This window comes from Pseudomonas sp. MWU349 (assembly GCF_017947325.1).
Classification (GTDB): domain Bacteria; phylum Pseudomonadota; class Gammaproteobacteria; order Pseudomonadales; family Pseudomonadaceae; genus Aquipseudomonas; species Aquipseudomonas protegens.
Genome location: NZ_JAFEVP010000002.1, coordinates 903,846 through 918,903, shown reverse-complemented (window position 1 = coordinate 918,903; position 15,058 = coordinate 903,846). Strand labels below are relative to the sequence as shown.

Here is a 15,058-nt window from a genome sequence, read left to right as displayed (position 1 = left end):
GCTGCTTTTACATCTGGCGCGGATACATTTCCGCCCTTAGGATACGCGCCACGTTTTCAGGGAGGTTTCATGATGAAGAAGTCATTGGTCGTATGTGCATTGAGTGCCGCAGTACTGCTCAGCGGTTGTGAAACGGTCAATACCACCAGCGGTGGCGTGGTCGGTGTGGATCGCAAGCAATCCATGTTCAGCATGGTTTCCAGTGCTGAAGTCAACCAGTCCTATGCCCAGTCCTATCAACAGACTCTGGGTGAAGCCAGCAGCCAGGGCGTACTGGACAAGACCAGCGCCAACGCCAAGCGTCTGCAGGTCATTGCCAATCGCCTGATTGCCCAGGCGCCGACTTTCCGCCCCGACTGTGCGCAGTGGAAGTGGGAAGTCAACCTGATCAAGAGCGACGAGCTCAACGCCAACTGCGGCCCTGGCGGCAAGATCATTTTCTACTCCGGGCTGATTGAGAAGCTCAAACTCACCGACGATGAGATCGCCGCGGTCATGGGCCATGAAATTGCCCACGCCCTGCGCGAGCACGGTCGCGAAGCCATGTCCAAGCAGTACGCGGTCGGTGCCGGCAAGCAGATCGCTACCTTGTTCGGCGTTCCGCAGGAAACCGTAGCCCTGGGCGACAACGGGGTGAACCTGCTGATGACCCTGCCCAACAGCCGCGAGAATGAAAACGAAGCGGACCTGATCGGCCTGGAACTGGCCGCCCGTGCCGGCTACAACCCGAATGCGGCCATCAGCCTGTGGAACAAGATGGGCCAGGCTGCCGGTGGCTCCGCGCCGCCCGAGTTCATGAGCACTCACCCGGCTTCCACCAGCCGTATCGCTTCCTTGCAGGCGGCGATTCCCAAGGTGATGCCGCTGTATCAGGCTGCCAAGAAGTCCTGATCCCTTCGCGTCATTGTCGATGACGCTTTCGCCGGCAAGCCGGCTCCTACAGGTTGTGTAGGAGTCGGTTTGCCGGCGATTTCGTTTATAGCCAGCCGCTGATCTGCATGGCCTTGTACACCGCCACCACGGCGAGGATGAAGAAGGCCGACGCCGCCAGGCGACGGATCAGGGTCAGGGGCAGCTTGTCTGCGGCGAAGTTGCCTGCCAGGACCACCGGTACGTTGGCAATCAGCATGCCCAGGGTGGTACCGATGATCACCAGCCACAGATCCGGGTACTGCGCCGCCAGCATGACGGTGGCGACCTGGGTCTTGTCACCGATTTCCGCCAGGAAGAAGGCGATCAGGGTGGTCAGGAAAGGGCCGAACTTGCGTGCGGTAGTGGCTTCGTCGTCGTCCATCTTGTCCGGAACCAGGGTCCACAGCGCGGTGGCGGTGAAGCTGGCGGCGAGGATCCAGTGCAGGGTCGAGTCCGAGAAGAAGCTGCCGAACCAGGCGCCTACCGCACCGGCCGCCGCGTGGTTGGCCAGGGTCGCGGCAACGATGCCGGCGATGATCGGCCAGGGTTTGCGAAAGCGCGCGGCAAGAATCAGGGCGAGCAGTTGCGTCTTGTCGCCGATTTCGGCCAAGGCAACGATTGCGGTGGGAACGAGGAGAGAATCCAGCATCATCAGGGTTTTCCTAAGGGGCGGGTCGACACGGCTATGACACGTACAGCCTTCCCGCCCCGGGTAAGGTGTGCGTGTCATAGGTCTTGTCAAACCCTGCGGTCCGTCTGTGCGGACTCTTGGGTCGCATGCGCCATGGTCTGAGGACCAAGTATGTTGACGCATGCCGGACGAGCGTGGTGCTCGTGGGAGACTACTCCCCTAGGACGGAGCGGATTCTGCCTAGGCAAAATCCATTCGGCAAGCCTTGTTTGCGAAAAGCCAGCTCAGCCGCGCTTGGCCCGGTAAATCCGGAAACCCTGGCCTTCGGCTTTGATCGCGCACGGCCCCAGGTGCTCTTCGATCAGCGGCTGGTAGCGCAGGAAGCTGTTGGCAACTACCCGCAGTTCGCCACCTTTTTGCAGATGTTTGGCCGCTTGTCGCAGTAGGTTTTCCGTTGCCTGGTAGTCGGTATGGACTCCGGTGTGGAAGGGCGGATTGGTCAGGATGCCGTTCAGCCCCATGGGCGCGGCGTCGATTCCGTCACCGGTCAGCACCTCGGCTTCCAGGCCGTTGGCCGCCAGGGTCAGGCGGCTGCTGGCGGCGGCGAAGGCGTCCACATCCAGCAGGGTTACGCGGCTGTCCGGGTAGCGGCGTTTCACGGTGGCCCCGAGCACTCCGGCACCGCAGCCGAAGTCCAGCAGGTGGCCGGCGGGCAGGTGGTCCAGGTGTTCCAGCAGCAGCGCGGTGCCGCGATCCAGCCGGCCATGGCTGAACACCCCCGGCAGGCTGATGACTTTTAGCGGGCCTTCGGCCAGCGGCAGTTCGTACTCCTGGGCCAGGCTCTGCAGGGTGAGCGGTTCGGGAGCATTGGCCACCGTGACCTGCCACAGCTGGCAGTGCCGGGCGCTATCGAGCTTGCGCGGTTTGCCGAAGGGGTTGAGTTGCTTGGCCGCACTCTCCACGCCGCTGCGCTTCTCGCCCACCAGGTACAGTTCGCGCCCGGCCAGGCGCGAGGCCAGGGCGTTGAGCAGGTAGTCGGTCAGGTCCTTGGATTTGGGCAGGAACAGCACGGCGCTGTCGAAGGATTGGGCCGGTGCGTCTACGCCAAAGTGGCTGCGGCCGGGAAAGCGCGCCTCCAGGGCTGCCTGATCGCCGGCGTGCCAGCTCCAGCCCCGGGCATTGGGCAGGCGGCCCAGCAGGTCGTCGGCGGCCAGGCCGGCCAGCAGCAGTGAGCCTTGAAACAATTCAGCCTGACGCAACAGTACTTCACTGCGTGTGTCCATGATCCGCCCCCGAAAAAAGTGGCGAAGTTTATCAACTCACGACCCGCAGCGGGGCGCCGCTGAAGAAGGCGTGGGCGTTTTGCGTCAATTGACCGACGATTCGCTGGCGGGCCTCGCGGCTGCCCCAGGCGTTGTGTGGAGTGACGATCAGGCGCGGAATGTCGCCGGCCAGCAGGGGATTGCCAGCCACCGGCGGTTCGACGCTGAGCACATCGGTGGCCGCACCGCCCAGGTGACCATTGCGCAATGCATCGGCCAGGGCCTGTTCATCGATCAGCCCGCCGCGGGCGGTGTTGACCACCAGGGCTCCAGGCTTGAGCAGGGCCAGCTCCCGGGCACCGATAAAGTGGCGGGTGTGCTCGTTGAGGGGGCAGTGCAGGGTCAGGGCGTCCACTTGCGGCAGCAGTGCCTCCAGCGGCAGGCGGTCCGGGCGGGCCGGGCGGCCTGGAATCTGCCCCAGCAGTACACGCATGCCAAAGGCTTCGGCCAGGCGGGCCACCGCGCTGCCCAGTTCGCCATTGCCCAGCAGGCCCAGGGTCTTGCCCGCCAGTTCGATGATCGGGTAGTCCAGCAGGCAGAACTGACTGGCCTGTTGCCAGCGCCCGGCAGCCACGGCCTGCTGGTAATCGGCGACCCGGGTGGCCAGGTTGAGCAGCAGCATCAGGGTGTGCTGGGCCACCGAGGGAGTGCCGTAGCCCTGGCAGTTGCTGACGGTGATCCCTTGCTTGCGGGCCGCGGCCAGGTCGACATTGTTGGTGCCGGTGGCGGCCACCAGGATCAGTTGCAGGTCGGGGCAGGCGGCCAGGGTTTCGGCTGTCAGCGCCACCTTGTTGCTGATGGCCACCTGGGCACCCTGCAGGCGTTCGGCGACCTGTTCCGGTGCTGTGTGGGCATGTACTTGCAGAGGGCTGAAACTGTCATGCAGCGCACTGAGGTCCAGGTCACCGAGGTCCAGTGAGCTGTGATCGAGGAAGACGGCGCGGCGATTGTTAGTCATGAACTGTACCTTTTGCACGAGGGATCTAAGGCGTAATCTGCCGAGCCTAACAGATGAAATAATTAGACATACACAGGGAGCCTGCATGTACTTCACCGAGTTCTTGACCGTTGCCCTCATCCATCTTCTGGCAGTGGCCAGCCCCGGCCCGGACTTCGCCGTGGTGGTGCGTGAAAGCGTGACCCACGGCCGTCGCGCCGGCACCTGGACCGCCCTGGGCGTGGGCTGTGCAATCTTCCTGCACGTGGGTTACTCGCTGCTGGGGATCGGCCTGATCGTTTCCCAGTCCATCGTCCTGTTCAACGCACTGAAGTGGCTGGCTGCCGCTTACCTGCTGTACATCGGCTACAAGGCCTTGCGTGCCCAACCGGCCAAGCCGGCGGCCGACGACTTGCACAAGGAAGCCGGGGTCCGCACTGCGCGTGGGGCCTTCACTTCAGGCTTTGTCACCAATGGCCTGAACCCCAAGGCAACGCTGTTCTTTCTCTCGCTGTTCACCGTGGTGATCAACCCGCATACGCCGCTGGCGATCCAGGCCGGGTATGGCGTGTATCTGGCAGTGGCCACCGCTGTGTGGTTCTGCCTGGTGGCCATGCTCTTCAGCCAGCAGCGGGTTCGTGCCGGCTTTGCCCGCATGGGCCATTGGTTCGACCGCACCATGGGCGCAGTGCTGATCGCCATCGGCGTGAAGCTGGCCTTCACCGAGATGCATTGATTGCGCTGAGCTGATTCAGGGCCGCCACGTAATGCCGTGGCGTGTCCCCGAGCAAACGGCAGAACATCGCGCTGAAGGCCCGCGCGCTGCCGTATCCCAGCGAGTCGGCCACGCTGTGTACGCTTTCCCCGGCGAGCAGGCGTGGCAGGGCTTCCATCAGGCGCACCTGCTGGCGCCAGGCATTGAAATTCATCTGCACCTGCTGCTGGAACAGCCGCGCCAGGGTTCGCGAACTGGCGCCGACCTGCTGCGCCCAGTCTTCCAGGGTGTGGGGGTGGTCCGGGGTCTGTATCAAGGTCCGGCAGATGGCTTGCAAGCGCCGGTCCTGAGGCATGGGAATGTGCAGCGGAAGGTTTTCCAGGGCGGCGATTTCTTCCAGCATCAATTGCTGGATCAAGGGGTTTTTCGCTTGCTCCGGACCTTGCACGGCACGCAGGATCAACTCCCGCAGCAGCGGTGTGACCGCCAGGACGCAGCATTGGCGCAATACGGACGCAGACAGCTCCGGGTCGATGAACAGAGAGCGCATGCGCACCTCGCCGACCATGAAGATTTCATGCTCCACCAGTGGCGGGATCCACACCGCCCGGCTCGGTGGGATCACCCAGGCGCCCTGGGCGGTGACCAGGCGCATGGTGCCGCTGGCGGCGTAGAGAAACTGCGCCTCGCGATGGCGGTGCAATGGTTGATGCGCGGCGTCGGGGTAGTCCCGGGGATAGGCGCTGACCGGCCCATGGTGGAAGTGGTCGATTAACATGTCCGGTCCAATGACTTTGTTGTCAGAAATGCGGTGGATTGCCAAATTAGCATAGGCGGCACAACAACCAACCCCCGGTGTGTCGCCATGAATCAAGCCCGAAACGTCATCCGCTACGTCAACGCCGCCCATGTCATCGATCACATGTTCATGCTGATCTTTCCCGCTGCCGTGCTGGGCATGACCCAGGCCTTTGGCCTGGACTATGCCGCGCTGATCGGTCTGTCCCTGGGCGGTTTCATCGCCTTTGGCGCCTGTTCGCTACCGGCCGGCTGGCTGGGGGATCACTGGAGTCGGCGGCAGATGATGCTGCTGTTCTTCTTCGGCATCGGTGGCGCCTCGATCCTCACCGGGCTCAGTAATAGCCCGAGCATGCTGGTGATCGGGCTGACCCTGATGGGAGTATTCGCCGCTATCTATCATCCGGTCGGCACCGCGATGCTGGTGGCCTATGCGCAGAATCGCGGACGCGAGATCGGCATCAACGGTATGTGGGGCAACCTCGGCGTGGCCTTCTCGGCCTTGATTACCGGCTTGCTGGTGGCGCAGTTCGGCTGGCGCTCGGCGTTCATCCTGCCGGGGAGCGTGGCCATCCTTCTGGGTGTCGGCTTTGCCTTGCAGGTGCGTGACGAGCCTGCCCCCGCACGCGCCCATGTGCCGCTCAAGGGCAAGGGCGGGCAGCAGATCTCCATGTTCCTGGTGTTCGGCGTGCTGGCCCTGGCCACCGCTACCGGCGGGGTGGTGTTCAACGCCACCACCATGACTTACCCCAAGCTGTTCCAGGAACGCCTGCATGAATTGTTCACCTCGCCGCAGACCCTGGGGGTGGTGGTCAGCCTGGCCTATGCCTTCGGCGCAGTGGCGCAGTTGTTGATCGGCCGGGTATTGCACCGCTTCAGCCTTAAATGGCCGTTCATCATCCTGACCCTGCTCCAGGCCCCGTTGCTGCTGGCGATGGCCGACAGCCAGGGCTGGGGCGTGATCGTCCTGGGTGCGGCCTTCATGTTCGTGGTGTTCGGCCAGGTCACGGTGAACGATGCCATGGTCGCCAACTTCGTGGCGCCCCAGTGGCAGTCGCGAGTCTTCGCCTTGCGTTACTGCTTGTCGTTCGGTGCCAGTGCCACGGCGATTCCGTTGATTGCTCTGGTGGAGCCGCGCCAGGGCCTGAGCGGCCTGTACCTCGTGCTGGCAGGGGTAGCGGCGCTGACGTTTGCCGCGGCACTGGCCTTTCCCCGCACCCCGGCGGAGGCCGCAGTGGGGCAAAGCGCCTGAAGTGGTGCAGGGCCGTAACAATACTGGCCTGAAGCTAGTATTTGTACGGCTCTGCAAATCATTCCTTTGGCTGATTTAGCGGGCGCGCAGGAGCTCTAGAGTGGTTATCCTCCAGTCACGACCGAGCCGTCAGAAAAGGGATTCTTATGTTGCAGACTCGCGTTATTCCTCCCGCCGAAGGCGCCTACCAATACCCACTTCTGATCAAGCGCTTGCTGATGTCCGGCACCCGCTACGAAAAAACCCGCGAGATCATCTACCGTGACCAGTTGCGTTATACCTATCCGACCCTGATCGAGCGGGTGGCGCGCCTGGCCAATGTGCTGACCGCGGCCGGGGTCAAGGCGGGGGACACCGTGGCGGTCATGGACTGGGACAGCCATCGCTACCTGGAGTGCATGTTTGCCATCCCGATGATCGGTGCGGTGATCCACACCATCAACGTGCGTCTGTCGCCGGAGCAGATTCTCTACACCATGAACCATGCCGAGGACCGCTTCGTGCTGGTCAACAGCGAGTTCGTCGGCCTGTACCAGGCGATTGCCGGGCACCTGACCACGGTGGAGAAAACCCTGCTGCTCACCGATGCCCCGGAGAAAACCGCCGAGCTGCCGAACCTGGTGGGCGAGTACGAGACCTTGCTCGCCGCCGCCAGCCCCCAGTACAGGTTCGAGGATTTCGACGAGAACTCGGTGGCCACCACCTTCTACACCACCGGCACCACCGGCAACCCCAAGGGCGTGTACTTCACCCACCGCCAGCTGGTGCTGCACACCCTGGGGGTGTCCACCATCATGGGGGCCATCGACAGCGTGCGCCTGCTGGGCACCAACGATGTGTACATGCCCATCACCCCGATGTTCCACGTGCACGCCTGGGGCTTGCCGTACGTGGCCACCATGCTCGGGCTCAAGCAGGTCTATCCCGGGCGCTACGACCCGGAGTACCTGGTGGAGCTGTGGCGCCGGGAGAAGGTCACCTTCTCTCACTGCGTGCCGACCATCCTGCAGATGGTGCTCAATGCCAAGGCGGCCCAGGGTACGGATTTCGGCGGCTGGAAGATCGTCATCGGCGGCAGTGCGCTGAACCGCGCGCTGTACGAGGCGGCCAAGGCCAAGGGCATCCAGCTGACGGCTGCCTACGGCATGTCGGAAACCGGACCGCTGGTGTCCTGTGCACACCTGAACGATGAACTGATGGCGGGCAGCGAGGACGAGCGCACCACCTACCGCATCAAGGCCGGGGTACCGGGGCCGTTGGTGGAAGCGGCGATCATCGATGCCGAAGGCAACTTCCTGCCGGCGGACGGCGAGGCCCAGGGCGAGCTGGTGCTGCGGGCGCCCTGGCTGAGCGAAGGTTATTTCAACGAGCCGCAAAAAGGCGCCGAGCTCTGGGAAGGCGGCTGGCTGCATACCGGTGACGTGGCAACCCTGGACAGCATGGGGGTGATCGACATCCGCGACCGGATCAAGGACGTGATCAAGACCGGTGGCGAGTGGATTTCCTCCCTGGACCTGGAGGACCTCATCAGCCGCCACGTGGCGGTACGTGAAGTAGCAGTGGTGGGCATCGCCGATCCGCAGTGGGGCGAACGCCCATTCGCCCTGCTGGTGATACGCGAGGGCCATGAGATTGGCGCCCGCGAGCTCAAGGAGCACCTCAAGCCCTTCGTCGAGCTGGGCCACCTGAGCAAGTGGGCGATTCCCAGTCAGATCGCCCTTGTTACTGAAATTCCCAAGACCAGCGTTGGCAAGCTCGACAAGAAGCGCATCCGCGTCGACATCAGCGAGTGGCAAGCCAGCAACAGCACCTTCCTCTCCACGCTCTGAGCGTCCCCGGCCGTGCCCGCTCGGGCACGGCACGCCCACCCGGCAAGCCTTTGCCTTGTACTAACGGATTTTTCCGTCATTCTTGCCGCGCCGTTTTTCAAAGGTTATGGCAAAGGGCTGTTCCAGTGCGGTGGGTGGCTGCAAATCACACTTTAGAGGGATCAAGCAGTAATCCCTGCTGGATATAGTCCGTTCACGGATTTTTCTGAACGACGGAGCATTGTGGGGTGCTCGCGCCACGCAACTTCGGAACCGGAGCGAGTGTTCATGCGGCCGGTATTCGAAGCGTTTTCAGAAGAGCGTACTGCCATAACAATAATGCACATGGAGTAGCGTCGATGACATCAGCAAACCAGTTCTGGCGCCGGGCGAAACTGCCCCTGGCCGTCGGTCTCGCCTCCACGCTCGCCGGGCCGGCATTCGGCGTCAGCTTCAATATCGGTGAAATCGAAGGCAGCTTCGATTCGTCCCTGTCGGTGGGGGCCAGCTGGTCGACCGCCGGGCGCAACAAGGATCTGATCGGGGTCAACAACGGCGGCAAGGGCCTGTCCCAGACCACCGATGACGGCCACTTGAACTTCAACAAGGGCCAGACCTTCTCGAAGATCTTCAAGGGTATCCATGACCTGGAATTGAAGTACGGCGACACCGGTGTGTTTGTCCGTGGCAAGTACTGGTATGACTTCAAGCTCCAGGACGAAGACCTGGACTTCAAGAACGTCAGCAACGACAACCGTAAAGAGGGCGCCAAGTCTTCCGGCGGGCAGATTCTCGATGCCTTCATCTATCACAACTATTCCATTGCCGATGAGCCGGGTTCCGTGCGTTTCGGTAAGCAGGTGGTGAGCTGGGGCGAAAGTACCTTCATCGGTGGCGGCATCAACTCGATCAACCCCATCGATGTGTCGGCGTTCCGCCGTCCTGGCGCCGAGATCAAGGAAGGCCTGATCCCGGTCAACATGTTCTACATCTCCCAGAACCTGACCGAGAACCTGTCGGCCGAAGCCTTCTACCAGCTGGAGTGGGACCAGACCGTTACCGATAACTGCGGCACCTTCTTCTCGCAGCCGGACAACATTTCCGACGGCTGTGACGACAACCTGAGACTGCTGGCCAAGCGTTCGACCATCGCCGCCACCGCGCCCGGGCGAGCGGCCCTGGCCGCGATGCAGGCTCGTGGCGTCGACGTCAACGAAGAAGGCACGCTGGTGCGCCGCAGTGGCGACCGTGATGCCCGTGACAGCGGCCAGTTCGGTGCGGCGTTCCACTACAACTTCGAGCCGCTGGACACCGAGTTCGGCGCCTACTTCATGAACTATCACAGCCGGGCGCCGATTTTCAGTGCCACGGCTGCGCCACAGTCGGCTTACGCCATTGCTCCTGGCTTTGGCACTTTGGCGCCGGTATGGATCGCCGGTAATTCGAAGTACTTCGTCGAGTATCCAGAAGACATTCGCCTGTATGGCTTGAGCTTCTCCACCACCCTGCCTACGGGGACGGCGTGGAGCGGTGAAATCAGCTACCGGCCGAATGCGCCTGTGCAACTCAACTCGACCGATATTCTCTATTCCGCCGTTCGACCTCTGAAGGGGGCATACACCAACGCCTCTCTGCTTGAAGGTGTGCCGGGGCAGGACCTGCACGGCTATCGCCGCAAGGAAATCACGCAATTCCAGACCACCTTCACGCACTTCTTCGATCAGGTCATGGGCGCCAGCCGTCTGACGCTGGTGGGTGAGTTGGGGGTTACCCACGTCGGTGGTCTTGAGAGCAAGTCGGATGTCCGCTATGGACGTGATCCGGTGTTTGGTCCTGGCGCCTTGCCAGCCACCGGCGGGCAAAACACCTGTCGTGCGCTTAACTCCACCACCATCGCTGGTGCAGGTCCTGGGGCAGATGCCAGCAATCTGAGCACCAACTGCAACAACGATGGCTTCACCACCGCCACTTCCTGGGGCTACCGCGGCCGTGCCATCTGGGAATACCCGGATGTGTTCGCTGGTGTGAACCTCAAGCCGAACGTGGCTTGGTCCCATGACGTCAAGGGTTACTCGCCAGGTCCTGGCGGCAACTTCGAAGAAGGCCGCAAGGCCATCAGCCTGGGGCTGGATGCCGAGTATCAGAACACCTACACCGCGAGCCTGGCCTACACCAACTTCTTCGGTGGCGACTACAGCACCGTGGATGATCGGGACTTCCTCGCCTTGAGCGTTGGCGTGAACTTCTAAGCACACTGCATTTTCAGGAAGAACAACACTATGAAAATCACCAAGAGTCTGTTGCACGTCGGTGTGCTGGGACTGTCACTGCTGGCCACCGGGGTCATGGCCGCGGTCTCGGCCGATGAAGCCGCCAAGCTGGGTACCAGCCTGACGCCGATGGGTGCGGAAATGGCCGGCAATGCCGCCGGTACCATTCCGGCCTGGAAGCCACTGGCAACCAATGCCGGCACCGTGGATAGCAAGGGTTTCCTGTCCAACCCCTACGGCAGCGAGCAGCCGCTGTTCACCATCACCGCGCAGAACGTCGAGCAGTACAAGGACAAGCTGGCGCCGGGGCAGTACGCGATGTTCAAGCGCTACCCGGAAACCTTCAAGATGCCGGTCTACCCGTCCCATCGCGGGGCCACCGTGCCGGCTGACGTGTTCGCCGCCATCAAGCGCAACGCCACCAAAACCAACCTGGTGTCCGGCGGCAACGGCCTGGAGAACTTCGAAACCGCGATTCCGTTCCCGATTCCGAAAAGCGGCGTGGAAGTCATCTGGAACCACATCACCCGCTATCGCGGTGGCAGTGTGACCCGCCTGGTGACCCAGGCCACGCCACAGGCCAACGGCTCCTACAGCCTGGTGTACTTCCAGGACCAGTTCGTGTTCCGCGACAAGATGAAGGACTACGACCCGAAAAACCCGGGCAACATCCTGTTCTACTTCAAGCAGAAAGTGACCGCGCCGGCGCGCCTGGCCGGTGGCGTGCTGCTGGTGCACGAAACCCTCGACCAAGTGAAGGAGCCGCGTTCGGCCTGGGTCTACAACGCTGGCCAGCGCCGCGTGCGCCGCGCCCCGCAAGTGTCCTATGACGGCCCGGGTACTGCTGCCGACGGCCTGCGTACTTCCGACAACCTGGACATGTACAACGGTGCGCCGGATCGCTACGACTGGAAGCTGGAAGGCAAGAAGGAGATGTACATCGCTTCCGACAGCTACAAGCTCGACTCGCCGACCCTGAAGTACGCCGACATCATCAAGGCCGGCCATATCAACCAGGACCTGGCTCGCTACGAGCTGCGCCGGGTCTGGCATGTGGTGGCAACCTTGAAGGAAGGCCAGCGCCATATCTATGCCAAGCGTGACTTCTACATCGACGAAGACACCTGGCAGGCAGCGGTGATCGACCACTACGACGGTCGTGGCCAGCTGTGGCGCGTGGCCGAGGCTCATGCCGAGAACTACTACGACAAGCAAGTGCCGTGGTACGCCCTGGAAACCCTCTACGACCTGCAGTCCGGCCGCTACCTGGCCCTGGGCATGAAGAACGAAGAGAAGCAGGCGTACGACTTCGGCTTCACCGCCACCACCAGCGATTTCACCCCAGCCGCCCTGCGTCAGGACGGGGTTCGCTGAGCCGCTGCAAATAGAGGCCGCATCCTCGGAAAAAGCCCCGACCTGGTTCGGGGCTTTTTTTTGCCTGAGGCCCAGTCTTGGAATCCGTTCGGGTACAGACGGTTTTCTCGAAGCTAATTAGCCACTTAATTAATAAATAAACGAAATATCTTTTAATCATTCAGAGTTATCTGACCAATTTGCTCATAGTCTTTTTCGCCCGAATGGTCGCAAAAATCTTCAACAGGTGGCCTTTTACCGCTAGTCTGCGGACATCTGCTACGCCGACAACCGTACATCAATAAGAGTTGGCCATGACTGACCTGTCCCCCCTGCAACGGCCTGCCAGCGCGGTGATTCCCGCTCTGGAGGGGCGTTTTTATCGACCCCCCCTGCCCGATGGATACGTGCAGCGGCCGCGTCTTTGCGAGCGTCTGGGCGCCGGGTTGAAGGGGCGATTGCTGCTGGTCTGTGCGCCTGCCGGGTTTGGCAAGAGCTCGCTGGCCGTGGAGTTTTGCCAGGGCCTGCCGGATAACTGGCAGAGCCTGTGGCTGGGGTTGAGCCGCCGGGACAGCGATCCCGGGCGCTTCCTCGAGCGTCTGTTGGCCGGTCTGCAGCAGTACTTTCCCCAATTGGGACGGCAGTCCCTGGGCCTGTTGAAAATGCGTCAGCGCCACCAGCCCTTCGCCTTTGAAGAGTGGCTGGACGGCCTGCTGGATGAGCTGGCGGTGCAATTGTCCGGTGCCAGTCCGTTATTGCTGGTGCTGGACGACTATCACCTGGCCCAGGGGCCGGTCCTCGATCGTTGCCTGCAGTTTTTTCTCAATCACCTGCCCGATGGCTTGCTGGTGCTGGTCACCAGCCGCCAACGTCCGGACTGGCACCTGGCGCGGCTGCGGTTGTCCCGGCAACTGCTGGAGCTGCACGAGCAGGATTTGCGCCTGACCCACGACGAGTCCCTGAGCCTGCTCGACCGGCACAGCAGTTCGCTGCGCGGCGAAGCCCTGGAAAACCTGATTCAGCGCAGCGAAGGCTGGGTGGCCGGGCTGCGTTTCTGGCTGCTGGCGGCGTCCGAGGCGGGAGCCGGGGGCGCTCTACCCCAGGGCCTGCATGGCGGGGAAGGGCTGATCCGCGACTACCTGCTGGAAGAGGTCATCGACTGCCTGCCCGCCGAAGTGCAGTCATTCCTGTATGACACGGCGCCCCAGGAGCGGTTTTGCGCCGAGCTGTGCGATGCCCTGCGCGAAGCCCATGACAGCGCCGAGATCCTGGGTTTCCTCCAGGCCCACCAGGTATTCCTGGTGCCCCTGGATGAACACGGCCATTGGTATCGTTATCACCACCTGTTTTCCGACCTGCTGCGCACCCGGCCCACGGCCAATGCCCTGGTGCCAGCGGCCAGCCTGCACCTGCGCGCCTGCCGCTGGTTCAACGCCCAGGGGCTGCTCGACGAAGCGGTGGAGCAAGCGCTGCGCGCCGGGCACCTGGACGTGGCGGCCAACCTGGTGCAGAACCTGTCCGAAGAGCAACTGCTGGCGGAACAGAACGTCGGCATGCTGCTGCGCTGGAAGATGGACCTGCCCGACAGCCTGCTGATCAGCACGCCGCGGCTGATCGTGCTCTACAGCTGGGCCCTGGGCCTGGCCTGCCAGCTGGATGCGGCGGAGGAACTGGCCAATCACCTGAGTCGTTTCCTGCCGGCCCCTTCGGCCACGGCGCAGAAGTCGATGTTGGCGCAATGGCTGGCCCTGAGCGGCATCATCGCCCGTGGCCGCGGCCAGCGGGAAAACACCCTGGCCTATTGCAGCGAGGCCCTGGAAAGCCTGCCGCCCAAACGGTATGGGCAGCGCCTGATGTGCTTGTCGACCTTGTCCAACCTGGCCATTACCGATGCCGATCTGTGGCGGGCCCGCAGCCTCAATCGCGAATCCCTGGAGCTGGCGCAACGGGTTGGCAATCCGCTGTTCGAAGCCCTGGCCCACTACGACCGTGCCCGGGTCCTGCAGGCCCGCGGCGAAGTGCTGCGGGCGCAGGAGGAGGTACACCAGGGGCTGCGGCGCCTGCAGGGCCTGTCGGCCCAGCGGTTGTATGCGGTGCGGGCCCGCCTGACCCTGTATGACGGTTATCTGCTGACCCTGCGTGCCCAGCCCGAGGCCGGCCTGGTGCGTTTGCAGGCCGGGCTGGTGGAGGCCCGGGCCTGTCGCGATATCAGCGTGCTGATCGGTCACTGCGTGATCGCCAAGCAGGAAGGCCTGGTCGGCGAGTTCTCCCGAGCCTTCGCCGAGCTGGCGGAAGCCGAGCGCTTGATGCACATCTGGGACGTACCACCGATCTATTACCTGGCAATGATCACCCTGGTGAAATGCGAGCTGTGGCTGGCCCAGGGGCGTACCGATCTGGCCGAAGCCTGGCTGGCCCGCCTGGGCCAGACCTACACCGGCGAACAGGCGGCGGCGCCACCGGAGTTCCATCCGCAACTGCCATTGCACATCGAATTGCAGCAAGCCCAGCTTGAAAGCATCAAGGGCGACCTGAGCCGGGCGGAGCAGCGCTTGAATCGGTTGGTCGAGCATGGCCAGCAGAGCGGCCGGCAGCTGTTGAGCGTGATGGCCCTGACCCAGAAAGCCGCACTGTTGCTGGCGGCCGGTCGCGGTCCGCAGGCCCGCCAGGACCTGGCCCAGGCTCTGGAGGCCGGGGTTGGAGGCGCGGTGCAGCCGTTCATGGCATTGCTCCATGGCCATCCCGGCTGGATGCGCGAGCAGTTGCAGCAGGGCGTATCGACGGCCCTGACCCAGGCGTTGCTGGAGCGGTTGCCGGCAGCCTCGCGTGAACCTCAGGAGATCGTGACCCATAACGAGTCCCTGAGCTCCCGGGAGCTTTCAGTGTTGCAGTTGATCGCCCAGGGCTGCTCCAACCAGGAAATCAGCGAGCGCCTGTTCATCTCGCTGCATACGGTGAAAACCCATGCCAGCCATATCAACAGCAAGCTGGGGGTAGAGCGCCGGACCCAGGCCGTGGCCCGGGCCCAGGAACTGGGGTTGCTGGGGTAGGCGTTGCGCC

11 protein-coding genes and 1 riboswitch are annotated in these 15,058 nt (G+C 63.0%); of the genes, 7 read left to right on the top strand and 4 right to left on the bottom strand.

What is annotated here, in order from left to right; translation table 11 throughout:
- Positions 1-72: 72 nt before the first annotated feature.
- The gene (locus KCG88_RS11480) at positions 73-891 is read left to right on the top strand and encodes a M48 family metallopeptidase (protein WP_011063371.1); all 819 of its coding nucleotides are present in this window, start codon (positions 73-75) and stop codon (positions 889-891) included.
- A gap of 85 nt (positions 892-976) precedes the next feature.
- On the opposite strand, the gene KCG88_RS11475 is transcribed toward KCG88_RS11480, so the two are convergent.
- The 3 genes from KCG88_RS11475 to KCG88_RS11465 all read right to left on the bottom strand — a co-directional run bounded on the left by KCG88_RS11475 (position 977) and on the right by KCG88_RS11465 (position 3,823).
- Positions 977-1,561 (bottom strand): TMEM165/GDT1 family protein, encoded by a 585-nt coding sequence (locus KCG88_RS11475; RefSeq protein ID WP_047285503.1) that lies wholly within the window; start codon positions 1,559-1,561, stop codon positions 977-979.
- A 92-nt stretch (positions 1,562-1,653) separates the two neighbouring features.
- Positions 1,654-1,775: riboswitch (yybP-ykoY riboswitch) on the bottom strand.
- Positions 1,776-1,827: 52 nt separating this feature from the next.
- Positions 1,828-2,826, bottom strand: a complete 999-nt coding sequence (locus KCG88_RS11470; protein ID WP_210712391.1) for a class I SAM-dependent methyltransferase — start codon at positions 2,824-2,826, stop codon at positions 1,828-1,830.
- A 31-nt stretch (positions 2,827-2,857) separates the two neighbouring features.
- On the bottom strand, positions 2,858-3,823 hold the full coding sequence (locus tag KCG88_RS11465; RefSeq protein ID WP_047285298.1) for a 2-hydroxyacid dehydrogenase: 966 nt from the start codon (positions 3,821-3,823) through the stop codon (positions 2,858-2,860).
- Between the two features lie 85 nt (positions 3,824-3,908).
- Between KCG88_RS11465 and KCG88_RS11460 the strand changes: the two genes are divergently transcribed.
- Entirely contained in the window at positions 3,909-4,538 is a 630-nt protein-coding gene (locus tag KCG88_RS11460) for a LysE family transporter (protein ID WP_011063367.1), read from the top strand.
- Here the strand turns inward: KCG88_RS11460 and KCG88_RS11455 are convergent.
- On the bottom strand, positions 4,522-5,295 hold the full coding sequence (locus KCG88_RS11455; RefSeq protein WP_210712390.1) for a helix-turn-helix transcriptional regulator: 774 nt from the start codon (positions 5,293-5,295) through the stop codon (positions 4,522-4,524). The two genes, KCG88_RS11460 and KCG88_RS11455, sit on opposite strands and share 17 nt — an antisense overlap.
- Positions 5,296-5,382: 87 nt before the next feature.
- On the opposite strand from KCG88_RS11455, the gene KCG88_RS11450 reads away from it, so the two are divergent.
- The 5 genes from KCG88_RS11450 to KCG88_RS11430 all read left to right on the top strand — a co-directional run bounded on the left by KCG88_RS11450 (position 5,383) and on the right by KCG88_RS11430 (position 15,048).
- A complete protein-coding gene (locus KCG88_RS11450) occupies positions 5,383-6,567 on the top strand; it encodes an MFS transporter (protein ID WP_047285295.1) in 1,185 nt (394 codons plus the stop codon).
- A gap of 146 nt (positions 6,568-6,713) precedes the next feature.
- Positions 6,714-8,396: a fatty acid--CoA ligase gene (locus tag KCG88_RS11445; protein WP_047337770.1), complete on the top strand. Its 1,683-nt coding sequence runs from the start codon at positions 6,714-6,716 to the stop codon at positions 8,394-8,396.
- A 338-nt stretch (positions 8,397-8,734) separates the two neighbouring features.
- Positions 8,735-10,624 (top strand): DUF1302 domain-containing protein, encoded by a 1,890-nt coding sequence (locus tag KCG88_RS11440; protein WP_047285291.1) that lies wholly within the window; start codon positions 8,735-8,737, stop codon positions 10,622-10,624.
- A 30-nt stretch (positions 10,625-10,654) separates the two neighbouring features.
- Positions 10,655-12,019, top strand: coding sequence for a DUF1329 domain-containing protein (locus KCG88_RS11435; RefSeq protein WP_047285289.1), 1,365 nt, complete (start codon positions 10,655-10,657; stop codon positions 12,017-12,019).
- A gap of 293 nt (positions 12,020-12,312) precedes the next feature.
- Positions 12,313-15,048 carry a LuxR C-terminal-related transcriptional regulator gene (locus KCG88_RS11430; RefSeq protein ID WP_210712389.1) on the top strand — a complete coding sequence of 912 codons (2,736 nt, stop codon included), beginning with the start codon at positions 12,313-12,315 and terminating at the stop codon, positions 15,046-15,048.
- Positions 15,049-15,058: the final 10 nt, after the last annotated feature.

Coding starts and splice junctions, on each gene's coding strand:
- KCG88_RS11470 (WP_210712391.1), bottom strand. CDS start 2,826: ATGGACACACGCAGTGAAGTACTGTTGCGTCAGGCTGAATTGTTTCAA.
- KCG88_RS11430 (WP_210712389.1), top strand. CDS start 12,313: ATGACTGACCTGTCCCCCCTGCAACGGCCTGCCAGCGCGGTGATTCCC.
- KCG88_RS11440 (WP_047285291.1), top strand. CDS start 8,735: ATGACATCAGCAAACCAGTTCTGGCGCCGGGCGAAACTGCCCCTGGCC.
- KCG88_RS11445 (WP_047337770.1), top strand. CDS start 6,714: ATGTTGCAGACTCGCGTTATTCCTCCCGCCGAAGGCGCCTACCAATAC.
- KCG88_RS11435 (WP_047285289.1), top strand. CDS start 10,655: ATGAAAATCACCAAGAGTCTGTTGCACGTCGGTGTGCTGGGACTGTCA.
- KCG88_RS11465 (WP_047285298.1), bottom strand. CDS start 3,823: ATGACTAACAATCGCCGCGCCGTCTTCCTCGATCACAGCTCACTGGAC.
- KCG88_RS11480 (WP_011063371.1), top strand. CDS start 73: ATGAAGAAGTCATTGGTCGTATGTGCATTGAGTGCCGCAGTACTGCTC.
- KCG88_RS11475 (WP_047285503.1), bottom strand. CDS start 1,561: ATGCTGGATTCTCTCCTCGTTCCCACCGCAATCGTTGCCTTGGCCGAA.
- KCG88_RS11450 (WP_047285295.1), top strand. CDS start 5,383: ATGAATCAAGCCCGAAACGTCATCCGCTACGTCAACGCCGCCCATGTC.
- KCG88_RS11455 (WP_210712390.1), bottom strand. CDS start 5,295: ATGTTAATCGACCACTTCCACCATGGGCCGGTCAGCGCCTATCCCCGG.
- KCG88_RS11460 (WP_011063367.1), top strand. CDS start 3,909: ATGTACTTCACCGAGTTCTTGACCGTTGCCCTCATCCATCTTCTGGCA.